Raw genomic sequence first — 12,428 nt, forward strand, 5'->3', positions numbered from 1 at the left:
CGGTTCCCCGGCCGGTGTTCCGACCGGGTTTGTGACCGGGGTGTTCCCGGTGGCGGGGCGGTCGACCGTGGTGGTCGACCGCCCCCCGCACGGATCCGGCCCCGCCTGGCCGGGGAGGAGGCCGCGTTGGTGCCGGGACCGTGCGGTTTCATGGGGGAGGTCTTGGGCGGGCCGGAGCCTGGTGGAGGTCCCCGGGCCGGTCCGCTCCGCGGGATCAGGCCGGTGGGGCGTGGGCCTGGACCGCGCGGGCCCTGGCCGCGATCGACGGGTCGGGGTGGTGCTGGCTCAGGATCCGCAGGACCTGGCGGGTATCGGGGTGTTCCGGGTGCCAGAGCCGGTCGATGTCGTTGAGCAGGAACCGGTCGATGCCCTCAGCCGCTTCGGAGCTCAGGAAGGTCTTGAGCCCGGTCTCACCCAGCGCGGTGGCCGCCGCGAACATGTCGATGGCGGTCCAGTGGCCGTAATCGGAGGTCAGCCTCGCCCGTTCGGGCTTCGAGAGCATCTGCGACGCCAGCAGGACGACTGTGGCCATGCTCGCCACTGTCGGGTCGCGTTCGTGGAGCAGGCTGCGCAGTTCCGCGTCGACCTGGGAGCTGATGGTGCCCAGCGCCAGGGTGGCGTTCCACCGGCGCAGGGCCAGCCCGGGCCCGGAGGCCACCGAGACGATTTCCCGCAGTGCGCGCTCCGGAGGCCGGGCGTCCAGCCACGCGGTGAGCGCGACGAGTTGGCCGTCGGGGGAGAAGCTGGACAGGGCGTCGAGGAAGGCGTCGGCGTCGAGTTGGACGAACTCCTCGGTCAGCGGTGCCGGGTGTTCCTGCGCGAGGAGGATCTGACGGATCCCGAACCGCCCCAGGTCGGTGAGCTGAACCCACGCCGGCCCCGGACGGTGGCTGTGCGTTGGGGCGGGTCCGGACCAGGGCGCGTCCCATCCCATGGCGACCGCCCCGGCCTCGTTGAGCTGCCACAGGGCGCGGGTGAGCAGCGCGGTGCTCCAGGCGTGGCAGCGGAACGGAAGGTAGTGGGCCTCCTGCGCGGGCAGGACTTCCTGGGTCGCCAGCTGCAGTGGGACGAGGGCCCCGTTGGGCGACTCGTAGAGGCGGCTCAGCGTGGTGTGCGGTTCGAGCCCGGCGGTACCGCGCAGGGAGCGTTCGACGCACTCGTGGAAGGCAAGAGTCCACCAGTGCAGGATCCGCCCGGTGGAGCCGACCCAGTCCTCCAGCTCCGGGGCTGGCCGGGCTTGGCCGACCGCGCATTCGATAAGGCCCAGGTACCGGGCGACCCGCCAGCAGACGAGGAACTCCTCCGCTTGGCTGATGCAGGTGATCTGCCGGACCCAGGCTTCCCGCCGGTTGGTGTCCCGGCACAGGGCGCGGGGCCACAGCCCGACCTCAGCGATCGCGGAGCGTGCGTCGTCCAGGTCCGGTACACCGTCCGCGTCCACGGGTGTGACCGGTCCGCACCAGCGCGCCAGGGCGATGACGGAGCTGAGCAGCGGGGACTCCAACGCTCTGCGGGCGAGTTCCTCGGTGGGTAGCAGGGACACCGGCCTGGCCGCGAACCGGCGGTGGGACGGCCTCTCCGGGCCATGGGATGCCATGCGTGCCCCCCGATATTCTCCTCGCGCTGCGTGCCCCTCTCTTGTACAGCGCGACCGCGCGGCTGTGGTGCGGTTTCGCGGACATCGTGGGAAGAAGGCCGCCGAAAGGCGTTTTTGGGCGTTGGCCAAACCCTCGTGGTCCATCGGAAAATCCACCGTTCATGCGCCCTTAACCGGCGGTTCATGCTTCCGCTTCCCGGATTTACGGAGGTGAGAGCCGTAGCTGCCCGGAGGCGAAGACCGAGGTTACGGTCCGGTGGTGTTCCGGCTGATCTCAGCCCGTTTCGGTCCCCGTCTGCCGGGCGATGAGATCCACGGCTCCGGCCCCCAACTCCTCACCCAGGAGGGCCACTTCGCGCACGGCGGACTCGAAGAGGCGCACCCGGCGGAAGCGTTCCCCGAGGCGCTGCTGTTCGGTCAGGGGCAGGACGGGCAACCGCATCTGGGAGGGATCCACGCGAAGGTGCCCCCGGGTACTGCTCACCCGCGACAGGTGCTCGGCCTCGTCGCCGCTGGTCACGAATCCGGCCAGGAACCAGGGGTCGACCGCCGCGGGGTTGGTGCGCACCACGTACATGCCGGGCGCCGGGTAGGCGCCGACGTCGGCCTCGGTAGCCACTCGGGCGATGGGGCGGTCGAGGGAGCCGGGAACCAGGACGTCGCCCTCCTGGACCGGGGGGTTGCGCATCGGGTCGGCGTCCACGGGGCGGACGCGGGAGGCGGGGCTCCCGGTGGCGACGTCCTCTGGTTCGATCACGCGCGCCGACACCGTCTGGGCGGGTTCCGAGCCTCCCCGGCGCGCCACCCTGCGGATCGTCACCGAACCGGCCTTGGCCAGTTCGCCGAGCGTGACCATGCCTGAGCTTGAGCCGGTGCCAGATCCTGGGCCCGCGCCTGAGTCCGCGCTGTTCGTGGGGGTGGGAGTGGTGCCGCTATCAGGGGCAGACCCGGGCCGGTCATGGGGAGCGGCGAGCTCGGAGAGGTGGTCGCGCAGGCGCTCCATCGCGCTCTCCAGCAGCGTGCGCCGCTCGGTGAACTCCCGGGCGGCATCGTGCGGAGACCGGCGCACGGGCAGGTGGACCCCAGGGGTGAGGTCGACGTCTTCGTCCACCAGGTCGGCCGCCTCGACGGCGCGGGCCAGACCGGGGTGCTCGGGAAAACCGGAGGGGTCGTGGCGGAACCGGGTCCACAGGTCGTGGATCCGGGCCAGGACCTCGTGTTCGGAGTCCTCGCCGGAGGCGTTTCCGGGTGCGGTGGCGTAGTCGACGAACAGGACCGGGCCGGGTGGTGCGGATGCGTCCGCGGGCCGGGTCAGGATCCACAGCTGCAGGGGGACCGTGTGGTGGGCGGCCAGGCCGGCTGGCAGGGACACCACTCCGGCTAGGGCGCCCGCGCGCAGCAGGGTGCGGCGGATGCGGCGGCCGGAGGGGCGGCGGGCCGCGGCCGGGGGCATCAGTACCACCGCGGTGCCGCCGGGACGGACCTGGGCCAGGCAGTGCTCCACCCACGCCAGGTCGGACTCCAGCCTTGGCGGGACCCCGTAGACCCAGCGGGGGTCGTCAGCGCCTCCGTCCGAGCCCCAGTTGCGGTCTCCGAAGGGGGGAGCGCACACCACGCCGTCGGCGGCGCCGAGTGTGAACACCGGTTCGCGGAGCGCGTCGGCGGTGTGTATATCCACGGCGGGGGTGTTTTCGGTGAAGGCCAACCGCAGGATCGCGATCCACAGCTGGGCGGCGTCGCGGTCCTGTCCCCATAGGGTGCGCGGTTCGGCCCGGGCTGCGGCGAGCAGGAGCTCTCCCTGGCCGCAGGAGGGGTCGGCAACGACCCCGTCCGGGGCGTCGCTGAGGTGGACCATGAGGTCGGCCAGGGCGGGGGAGAGCGCGTGGGAGCCGGTGCGCATGGCCTGGTCGAGCCGGTGGCGCAGGGAGTCGAAGGTGGCTTGGGCGCCGTGGGCGGCCGAGGTGCGCCCGGCGGTGAGCAGCAGGGTCACCAAGCGGGGTGTGAGGGTGGGGCGGGGGCGGGAGACGGCCGGTTCGCGTACGCCCTCTCCCAGGGCGGCGAGGAGGTCGTCCTCGCCCGAGTCCAACAGGCCGCTCAGGCCTTCGGGTGTGCTGGGGACTTCGGCGCCGGGGCGTCGGTGCAGGTGGAGGAGGAGCAGGCCGACCAGTCCTAGCGCGTCCCCGGCGTTCAGGTCGCCGCGTACGGATTCCAAAGCCTGCCACAGGCGCTGTTCGGGCTCGATGGGTGCCTGGTGGCGTGCGGAGAGCCAGTGCTCCACGGCGACGAGGTCGAAGCGCGGGCTGCGCTCGGTGCCTCCGACGGGGCGGGGGAAGTCGTCGTGGCGTCGGCGCCAGTTGCTCACCGCGGTCGGCTTGACCCCGGCCAGCCTGGCGATGTCAGCCGAGGTGACCTCCACGCCCTCCGTGTCCACAGTGCCCCCTGTCCGTGTTCTGCGGTCGTGACCACACGACTATACACACCGTGGATGCCCGTCTACTTCAGCGAGTGTTCACATGGCTACTTAAATAGTGGTTGGCAATATTCACAGACTATGATTAACTCCGTGAACATGAACGAGAGGTGAGGGGTGGACCAAGCGCAGCCCCTTCGCGCACATCGCGCACGTCTCGTGCGTCCCACACACGAACCGGAGCACCCATGACTTACCCCAGCGGCCCCCAGCAGCCCCCCTTCCAACCTCCGAAGAAGGGCATGTCCACCGGCGCCAAGATCGGCCTCGGGTGCGGCATCCCGACCGCGCTCGTCGTGCTGCTGATGGGCGGGTGCAGCGTGCTGATGACCGCCGGCACCGACACCGACAACGGCGAGGAGGCCACCGAGGTGGCCGAGGCCGACAACGGCGATGGCGGCGACGGCGAGGAAGAGGGCGATGCCGCCCACCAGCTCGGCGACACCTTCGAGCACGGATCCTTTGAGTTCACCGTCCACTCCATCGAGTACGGCGTCACCAGCATCGAGGACGAGTTCGGGCTCACCCAGGAGCCTCGCGGCGAGTACGCCGTCGTGGAGCTGACCGCTGAGAACATCAGCTCCTCGGCGGAGTACCTCAGCGGGAGCGACCAGGTCCTCATGGATGAGGCGGGGTCGATGTACGAGTACGACATCAGCGCCTCCGCAGACGCGACGTTCATCGACCAGCTCAACCCCGGCCAGGCCGCGGAAGCGACCCTGGTCTACGACATCAGCGAGGACACCGAGATCGACCACATGCTCGTCAACGGGGAAAGCATGTTCGAGGACGGCGTACGCGTCGACCTCGACACCTAAACCCCACAACGGAAGCGGCCCCAGGCCGGTGCGCGAACACCGGGCCGGGGCCTACGTCCACCACCTGTCATCACCAGGATCCGTCCGCCCGCAGACCCGCGTCCGGCCATCTGCGGCGCCACCGTGCCCCTGGGCCGGGGTGGGCTTCCCGGTGGACACCCGCCCGGCCACCTGGGGCTGCTGGGGACGTGGCCATGCCCGCCCCGCTGGTCGGCCTCCGGCCGCCGCATCCTCGGCGCCGTCCGGATCCAGGGCGGCACCGGGGCGATGGCCCGGTTCACCTTGGAAAGCGGCGGTCGAGTCGATGTCGGCGATGCGGCCCTGCGCCCCGGCTTACTATGCCTGGCGATACAGCAGTCGGCGCAGCGCCGTCTCGGCCGGTCCTCGGATGCCCCGGCGGGCCATCTGGTCGGCGGCGACCAGGGTGGCCAGCCAGACCGCCACGGCGACGGCCGCAGCCAGAGACGGCGATGTCACCTGCAGGTGGAGGGCGTAGGAGGAGAACAGTACGGCCCAGGCCAGCGACTGTGCGAGGTAGAAGGTCATCGACCTCTGTCCAAGGGCAGCCAGTGCGTTGGTCACCGGCCGTTCCCTGCCGACGAGGCGGGCGGCCGCGAGCGCGATCAGGGCCGCGTATCCGAGGCCGCAGGCGTAGCCGGTCACCTGGTGCAATCCGCCGGCGAACAGTCCGTCCAGCAGTGCGTAGTCGGCCCACTCGCCGGTTTTGGCCAGAGCCAGAGGCAGGCCGCCGAGCATTCCGACGGGTATGCCCGCGAACGCGACCCATCGGAGAAGGCGAAGGTGTCGCTCCGGCTCCTCCAGGATACGGTGTCGCGCCGCCAGGATTCCCACCAGGAACGGGAACACAGTGCTGATGAGTATTCCGGCCCCGATGACCGCGAACATGCCGAGGCGCCAGAGGAGTTCGGCCAGGAACCCGTCGGGCAGGGGTAGCGGCGGTAGGCCGTTGGTTCCGGCGTTGGCTGCTTCCGCCTGGGACAGGGCATGGAGGACAGCGCCTAGCGGTAACCAGGCCGCGGCCATAGTCGCCACTGTCCGCGCCCGGAGGCGCACCGCCCCGACCAGTACCAGGGTCACCAGGCCGTAGACGGAGAGGATGTCGCCGGGGAAGAGCAGGATGACGTGTATCAGGCCGAAGGCGACGAGCCAGCCGGCCCGCCGTCGCAGGAGGGAACGGACCTCCGGCCATGAAGTGCCGTCCGCGGTACGCCGCAGGTAGATCTGCCCGATGCCGTAGCCGAACAGCGCGGCGAACATCGGGTAGCCGCGCAGTTCCACGAGCATCGTGTTCCCCGCCGTGACCGCGCGGTCGAGGGTGGAGTCGACGTGCACTGTTCCGCCGATCATCGTGGCGAAGAACTGGGCGTGCGCGAGGGCGATGACCAGGAGCATGACGCCGCGAGCCAGGTCGGGCGCGAGGTGGCGGAGGGACATGGGCACCGGTCCGCTCGTGGCCGATGGAGGGGTTGGTGCCGACTCGACTTCGTGAGGCATGGCGAACTCCCGGGACGGATCTGATTGAGTGTGTCGCGTACACGATACACTTAGATGTGTAAGGCGTAAACTCTCTTATGTTCAGCCGCATTCTAGGCCTGCGAGTGCGCATAATAGGGCGGTGAGAGCGTACAAACATGGCGAAAACTCTCACCCAATTGCCTGTAGTCGAAGTTAAGTGCACTAGTGCACTAAGATGATTAGTGGACTAGTGCACTGCTAGGGTTGGGCTTGAGTAAGGAGGCCAGGGATGCCAGAGCCGTCGGATCATGGGAAGCCGCCGTACGCGCGCATCGTCGACTCCATCCGCGCGAGTATCCGCTCCGGGGAGCTCGGCGTGGGTGACCGGGTGCCGTCGACCCGTGAGATCACCCGGGAATGGGGCGTGGCGATGGCCACGGCCTCAAAGGTGCTCTCCGTACTGCGGCAGGAGGACTTGGTAGAGGCGGTGCGCGGGGTGGGGACCGTGGTGCGAACCCCACCGCCCCCTTCGGTCGTGCCTGGACGTCCCGAGAAGCCGCAGCGCAGGAGTTCATCGAGCACGGGGGAGCGCCGCAGCCGTTCTGAGGCGGCATTGACGCGCGCGTCCATCGTCCGCGCCGCGATCGCCGTCGTGGACGCGGACGGTATCGACGACTTCTCGATGCGCCGTGTCGCGACCGAGATGCATGTGAGCACGATGGCGCTCTACCGGCACGTCAGCCACAGGACCGACCTGGTCTCGGCGATGATCGAGGCGACCTACCGGGAGGCCGCGTTCCCGGACCTGCCCGAGGCGCACTGGCGAAGCGCCCTCGAGACGGCCGTGAAGTGGGAGTGGGGGATCCTCCGCAGGCACCCCTGGGTCGTCCAGCTCGCATCCACGGCCAAGCCGTTCATCACTCCGGCCGTGATGGAGGCCACCGATCAGATGATGGGTGTCATCACCGACGAGGGGTGCTCCCCGGACACCGCACTGGAGATCGTCACCATGCTGCTCGGCTTCACGGGGGGTATGGCCGCTCAGGGTCTGGTGATGGAGGCGCCGGACATGCTCGGCGGCTCTGAACCCCAGCAGTGGTGGCAGGAGCGCGCACCGGATCTGGTCGGCCTCGCGGGCCGGGGCGAGTTCCCCGCGGTGTTCCGTGTCTCGGGGCCGCCCGATATCGACGGCATCTTCAGCACGGGCTTGGCGCGACTCCTCGACGGCCTCGCCCCGATGATCGAGGCGGGCCGGGGGTGAGGGCACGGGTTCAGCGCAGGTGCGAGGCGCCGTTCAGGTCCAGGACGGCGCCGGAGGACCACTCGGCTTCGGGAGAGGCCAGGTACAGCACCGCCGAGGCGACTTCCTCGGGGCCCGCGACGCGCCCGAACGGGCTCTGGGCGCGGACCTGGTCGGTGAGGCGCTCGGAGACGCGCTCAGTCTCGACGAAGCCGGGGGCCACGGACGCGACCGCGATGCCGTGCGGGGCCAGGGCCACCGCCAGCGACTGGCCCATCGAGTGCAGGGCGGCCTTGCTGGCCCCGTAGGCCGGGTGGTCCGGTTCGCCCTTGAAGGCGCCGCGCGAGCCGATGTTGACGATGCGGCCCTTGGTGCCCCGGTCGATCATGTGCCGGGCGGCGAGATAGGAGACGTTCGCGGCCCCGTACACGTTGACGTCCACGGTCTCCGACCAGGCAGAGAGCCATTCTTCGTAGGAGGTTTCGGCGATGGGGTGCGGGCGGTTGACCGCGGCGTTGTTCACCACCACGTCCACCCCGCCGAGCCCTTCGATGGCCCGATCGACCAGGGATGCGGTGGATTCGGGGTCGCGCAGGTCCGCTCCGACCAGGACGTGTCCCTCGCCGGACAGCCCCCGCAGCGTGGCCTCCGCCTCCGAGCGTCGGGTGCCGTAGTGCACCGCCACCCGGTCGCCCGCCTCGGCGAAGGCGGCCGCCACCGCCCGGCCGATGCCCCGGGCGGCACCGGTGACCAGCACACTGCGACTCATGGGGGCTACCTTTCGACGGGGTGGAGCTGGGCGTCCACGAGATTACCGTCCCCCGTGGTGTGCCGACCCACCGCCTCCCGGAACCCCCTTCCTCCCGCGCTGGGCGCGGATGGGCGCCCGGGCCGGGGCGGCCAGCCGAAGGCCTCCGCGGGGGTCGCCCTGTCCGGCGTCTGCCGGATGTGCCCGAAATGGCCGCGGTGAGGGTCTGGTCCCCGGATTCGGGGAATCCCGTCGGTAACGGTCCGGAGGCCGGGGCGGGAGATCGGGAAACCACCGGGCTCTCCCCGGCTACTCAACAGCGACGGGCGCCGGGAGGGCACGTCGGGTGAGGAAGGCGTGCCGAGGTGGACGAGCGGTCGGAGTCCGGACGGGAGGGCACCGCGGGGGTCGGACCCCGTCGGGTGAGCGTGCACCCCGAGCTCGGCGACGGGGACCGTCGGCGTCTGGCGGAGGGGCTGGCACAGAAGGCCAAGGAGGCCGGCCAGCCCAGCGATTTCGCGGGGTACGGGAACCCGGGCGCGGAGCCGGTCAGGGATTCGTCCGCTGCCCTGCGGGTTCTCCTGTTGTCCATGGGCATGGTGTTGGCCGTGGTGCTGTTCAACGATCCCGCGGTGTTCGTTCTCCTCTTGGTGTCAAGCATGGCTGTCGGCGGCGCCGCTTACTTCAGACACGGACGCTTGCGCGCACTCCGCGAACACCAGGCCGCGCGCGAGACGGTCGAAGACGCCGTCGATGAACTCCAAGGGTTCTTCGTCAGCGGTGACATGCTCGACACGTCCGCCCGTTGGATGCTGGGGCGGACCCAGCGGGCAGTGGATTCCGTGCTGGGCTCGGACGCGCACCGGCGCGGCCTGCTGCTCGACGAGGTACGCAACAGGGTGGTGTTGGCGGACGCGGAGTGGGCGGTGGCCCAGTGCCTGCGCCGGCAGTCCCGGACCCGGCAGCGGATCGAGGCCACGCCCCTGGTCGGTGAGCGCAGCCGCCGGGCGGCCGAGCGGGCCCGAGGTGTCCTGGAGGAGGACGTGGCCGAGGTCGGGCGGCGGATCCGCACCTTGGAGGACTACGCGCATCTGGTCCGCGCGGCCGAGCTGGAGGAACAGGACCGCCGCACCGCCGCCGAACTCGACGCGCTCGCCGACCGTACCGCCGAGGCCGGGGCCGCGCACCCGCACCAAGAGGAGGCGCTCTCCCACCTCGTCCAGGCCCAGGCACTGGCCCTGCGCGTGGCCGCCCTGACCACCGACCCCTAGGCCCCTGACCACCGATCCCTAGGTCTCGCCGGTGGGCCGCTGGGCCCAGGCGGGTTTCCAGGTCTCGGCCGCGCCGGGGCGGGAGCGCCACCACGAGACCGCGGTCGAGGGGATGATCAGCTCCAAGGAGCAGGAGGCCCACGGTCAGTTCGACCTGTTCGGTGGTGGGGACGACGACGGCGATTCCACCCCGATCGGGTTGAACATCCAGTGGGGTGATGAGGAGTGGGACCGCAAGACCAAGCTGGCTTATGAGCGACGGGACCGGCCTTCGGCCGGGAACTGCTCCGGCCGTGGTCGGCCGGGCGAAGCCCGGCCCACCGGGCCGCAGGGCCGGGGCCCGACCACACGTCCCCCGTTTCCTGATAGCCGCCAACCCGCCGTCGCAGCGAGGTCAAGGTGGAGCGCCTGCGATAGCGCGCCAGCGCTTCGACGACGACGACGACCTTGAGGCGCGCAGCGGAGACGGCCACCATCAAGCGGCAGGAAACGGGGAAACCACCCGCACCCAACAACAAACCCCAGCCCGCGCGGACTCCCCACCCACGCGGAAAGCGGCCCCAAGGGCTGGGTAGCCAAACCCCCTTTGTCAGCAGGCTCCATGACGTATCCGTTGTATGTGGAGGCGTTGTTGGAGGACACCGCGGTCACGGTCAAGGGTCGGCCCAATGATCGGGACGGGAGGTACTCGATGTTTGCTTCGGAGATGTCCCTTCTGGATATCTCGCACATCACCGAGGCGGAGCCGTCGGTGTTGCTGACCGTCGCGCCCGTCCGCCGTTGAGCAAAGGCCTCTCCCGAGATGTATTCGCGTGTTTCGGCCTTGTCATAACTCCCTTTTGTGGCTGGTTTCAGTGGCCGGATGAGTGGCACTTGGAAAGGCTGGTGAGAAGGTTCCCTACCTCGCGCTCGAGTGAGTTGGCAAGATGATGCGCGGCCGGATCCGGCCCCCCGGCATTATGTCCTAAGTGAAGAGTTCAAACGCAGAAAAAGGGAACTGGGTACCTTTTGGATCGTTTTGCCATAGTTTTCTCATTTTGCCCTTGGGAAAACCTCCCGTCGCTGATGTTCAGCAACAGAAGCAAGGGAGAGATGTCAATATGCAGAGCCGTTCCGTATTCGCCGGTCTGGGGGCCCTGGCCCTGGCGCTGAGCCTCGCTCCGCCCGCCCAAGCCAGTGCGGCGGCAGCTCCGCAGGAACAGGGGCCGAGCACCCTGGTCGCCTCCGGTAGCACGGAGGTGGAGGTCTCCGAGGCGGACTTCGCGCGGGCCGAGGAGCTCGGCAACCCCGATGCCGCACCCTACGCCGCCGAACACGACCTTTCGGTGGAGGAGTCGGTGGACCTTCTGCAGACACAGCAGCTGGTCGGAGAGGCCGGCGAGGAGGTCGCGCAGAGCCTCGGCGAGGATGACGCGGGCCTGCGGATCGAGCACGAACCCGAGTTCCGCGTGATCGTGTCCACCGCCGGTGACGCCGAGGACGTGGAAATCCCGGAATCGCTGGCCGGACTCGACGTTCCGGTCGAGGTCGTGGAGGAGGAGTACAGCCTCGCCGACATCGAGCGGTACCGCGGCCAGGTGCAGGACGCGCTGGAGGCCGAGGGGATCGCCTTCGACTCCTACGGTGACGTCGCCGCCAACCAGGCCGTCGTGGACGTGGCGGAGGACGTACCCGAGGAAGTCCTGGACGCCACCGCATCCTCCCGAACCGAGGGGGAGGCCCCGGTCCTGATCAACGCCGTGGACCAGCTCGGCGAGGCCGAAGCCGACCTGAGCGGCGGTGTCGGGTTGACCACCTGCACGGCGGGCTTCGTCGTCATCATCGACGGAAGACGCATGGTCACCACGGCGGCGCACTGCCAGGACGACCAGCGGATGCTGTCCGCCGACGTCGCGCTCTTCCACGAGGACGAGTCCCACGGGGGCTCCCACGACGTCCAGGCGCACTTCACTTGGCTCTGGCACGACTTCCTCAACCGGATCTACGTCGGCACCAGTGCGAACGACTACCGGACGATCACGGGCACCGTCAGCCGCGGTGACTCCAGCGTCGGCAACTACAGGTGCAAGCGCGGCAAGAACAGCGGTTACGGATGCTCCTACATCGACTCGCTGACCGTCAGTCCCAGCTACGTCCCCGACGCCAACGAGACCTTCATCGGCATGGAGGACCACAACACCGAGCGCGGTGACAGCGGGGGCCCCTGGTTTATCGTGGGCAATGCCGCGGGCAGCCACGTGGGCAGTGCCTCTGGTGGGTCCGTGTACATGTCCGTCAGCTACTTCGGGGGCGCGATCGATGCCACAGTCGCCACGAGCTGAGCGGCGCGGGCGCGCACGCGTGCCCGTCTCAGCCCTGTGCGCCGCGGTCGGCCTGCTCGCCGTGACAGCGGGGTGCGCCGACGGGGGCGCGGACGGCGGTGCGGACGGCGGTGTCGACAACGGTGCGGGCGGCGGGGTCCTTCAGCTCAACACCTACGCCGCGGAGACCGGAGACTACGCCGAGGCCCAGCTCATCGGTTCTCTGGAGGCCACGGTCGAAGGCGGTACCGCCTGCTTCGCCGTGCAGGGCAGCGATACCCGGTACCTCATTACCTGGCCCGAAGGCTATTCGGCCCTGGACGACCCCCTCCGTGTGGTCGATGCCGACGGCGAGGTCGTGGCCGTCGAAGGGGACGAGGTCGAGGTCGTCGGTGGCGAGAGCGGCCAGGAGGCCGACTGCGGGGGTGAGCGCGCTCCGGAGTGGCTCGCCGGTCCGGTCTTCGTCACGGAGTGACCCCCGTCCTTCGGGGCCCCGGCCGGGAACCGC

At 69.9% G+C, this 12,428-nt stretch carries 10 protein-coding genes and 1 pseudogene; 7 read left to right on the forward strand and 4 right to left on the reverse strand.

Annotated features, from left to right (window positions below; all coding sequences use genetic code 11):
- Positions 1-214 precede the first annotated feature (214 nt).
- Both ACYVDG_RS05225 and ACYVDG_RS05230 read right to left on the reverse strand, forming a co-directional pair.
- On the reverse strand, positions 215-1,597 hold the full coding sequence (locus tag ACYVDG_RS05225; RefSeq protein ID WP_460747163.1) for a hypothetical protein: 1,383 nt from the start codon (positions 1,595-1,597) through the stop codon (positions 215-217).
- A gap of 274 nt (positions 1,598-1,871) precedes the next feature.
- Positions 1,872-4,028, reverse strand: a complete 2,157-nt coding sequence (locus tag ACYVDG_RS05230) for an N-6 DNA methylase (protein ID WP_460747164.1) — start codon at positions 4,026-4,028, stop codon at positions 1,872-1,874.
- 227 nt (positions 4,029-4,255) lie between these two features.
- Here ACYVDG_RS05230 and ACYVDG_RS05235 point away from each other — a divergent pair, with 227 nt between their 5' ends.
- Positions 4,256-4,885, forward strand: a complete 630-nt coding sequence (locus tag ACYVDG_RS05235; RefSeq protein WP_460747165.1) for a DUF4352 domain-containing protein — start codon at positions 4,256-4,258, stop codon at positions 4,883-4,885.
- A gap of 336 nt (positions 4,886-5,221) precedes the next feature.
- Here ACYVDG_RS05235 and ACYVDG_RS05240 read toward each other — a convergent pair whose 3' ends face one another.
- Positions 5,222-6,340 carry a DUF418 domain-containing protein gene (locus ACYVDG_RS05240; protein WP_460747166.1) on the reverse strand — a complete coding sequence of 373 codons (1,119 nt, stop codon included), beginning with the start codon at positions 6,338-6,340 and terminating at the stop codon, positions 5,222-5,224.
- Between the two features lie 310 nt (positions 6,341-6,650).
- Here ACYVDG_RS05240 and ACYVDG_RS05245 point away from each other — a divergent pair, with 310 nt between their 5' ends.
- Complete coding sequence (locus ACYVDG_RS05245; RefSeq protein WP_460747167.1) at positions 6,651-7,622, forward strand: TetR/AcrR family transcriptional regulator C-terminal domain-containing protein; 972 nt, start codon at positions 6,651-6,653, stop codon at positions 7,620-7,622.
- A 10-nt stretch (positions 7,623-7,632) separates the two neighbouring features.
- Here the strand turns inward: ACYVDG_RS05245 and ACYVDG_RS05250 are convergent, their stop codons facing one another.
- Complete coding sequence (locus ACYVDG_RS05250; protein ID WP_460747168.1) at positions 7,633-8,370, reverse strand: SDR family NAD(P)-dependent oxidoreductase; 738 nt, start codon at positions 8,368-8,370, stop codon at positions 7,633-7,635.
- A gap of 344 nt (positions 8,371-8,714) precedes the next feature.
- Here ACYVDG_RS05250 and ACYVDG_RS05255 point away from each other — a divergent pair, with 344 nt between their 5' ends.
- From ACYVDG_RS05255 to ACYVDG_RS05275, 5 genes and pseudogenes are all read left to right on the forward strand, one after another.
- On the forward strand, positions 8,715-9,620 hold the full coding sequence (locus tag ACYVDG_RS05255) for a hypothetical protein (RefSeq protein ID WP_460747169.1): 906 nt from the start codon (positions 8,715-8,717) through the stop codon (positions 9,618-9,620).
- Positions 9,621-9,693: 73 nt separating this feature from the next.
- Positions 9,694-9,893: pseudogene (locus ACYVDG_RS05260) on the forward strand (hypothetical protein); the annotation flags it as partial.
- Between the two features lie 328 nt (positions 9,894-10,221).
- Positions 10,222-10,404, forward strand: coding sequence for a hypothetical protein (locus ACYVDG_RS05265; protein WP_460747288.1), 183 nt, complete (start codon positions 10,222-10,224; stop codon positions 10,402-10,404).
- Between the two features lie 316 nt (positions 10,405-10,720).
- The gene (locus ACYVDG_RS05270; protein WP_460747170.1) at positions 10,721-11,941 is read left to right on the forward strand and encodes a chymotrypsin family serine protease; all 1,221 of its coding nucleotides are present in this window, start codon (positions 10,721-10,723) and stop codon (positions 11,939-11,941) included.
- A gap of 19 nt (positions 11,942-11,960) precedes the next feature.
- Positions 11,961-12,395 (forward strand): hypothetical protein, encoded by a 435-nt coding sequence (locus ACYVDG_RS05275; RefSeq protein ID WP_460747171.1) that lies wholly within the window; start codon positions 11,961-11,963, stop codon positions 12,393-12,395.
- Positions 12,396-12,428: the final 33 nt, after the last annotated feature.

The sequence above is a fragment of the Nocardiopsis oceani genome (assembly GCF_054777395.1).

Coding starts and splice junctions, on each gene's coding strand:
- ACYVDG_RS05225 (WP_460747163.1), bottom strand. CDS start 1,597: ATGGCATCCCATGGCCCGGAGAGGCCGTCCCACCGCCGGTTCGCGGCC.
- ACYVDG_RS05235 (WP_460747165.1), top strand. CDS start 4,256: ATGACTTACCCCAGCGGCCCCCAGCAGCCCCCCTTCCAACCTCCGAAG.
- ACYVDG_RS05240 (WP_460747166.1), bottom strand. CDS start 6,340: ATGTCCCTCCGCCACCTCGCGCCCGACCTGGCTCGCGGCGTCATGCTC.
- ACYVDG_RS05245 (WP_460747167.1), top strand. CDS start 6,651: ATGCCAGAGCCGTCGGATCATGGGAAGCCGCCGTACGCGCGCATCGTC.
- ACYVDG_RS05250 (WP_460747168.1), bottom strand. CDS start 8,370: ATGAGTCGCAGTGTGCTGGTCACCGGTGCCGCCCGGGGCATCGGCCGG.
- ACYVDG_RS05265 (WP_460747288.1), top strand. CDS start 10,222: ATGACGTATCCGTTGTATGTGGAGGCGTTGTTGGAGGACACCGCGGTC.
- ACYVDG_RS05270 (WP_460747170.1), top strand. CDS start 10,721: ATGCAGAGCCGTTCCGTATTCGCCGGTCTGGGGGCCCTGGCCCTGGCG.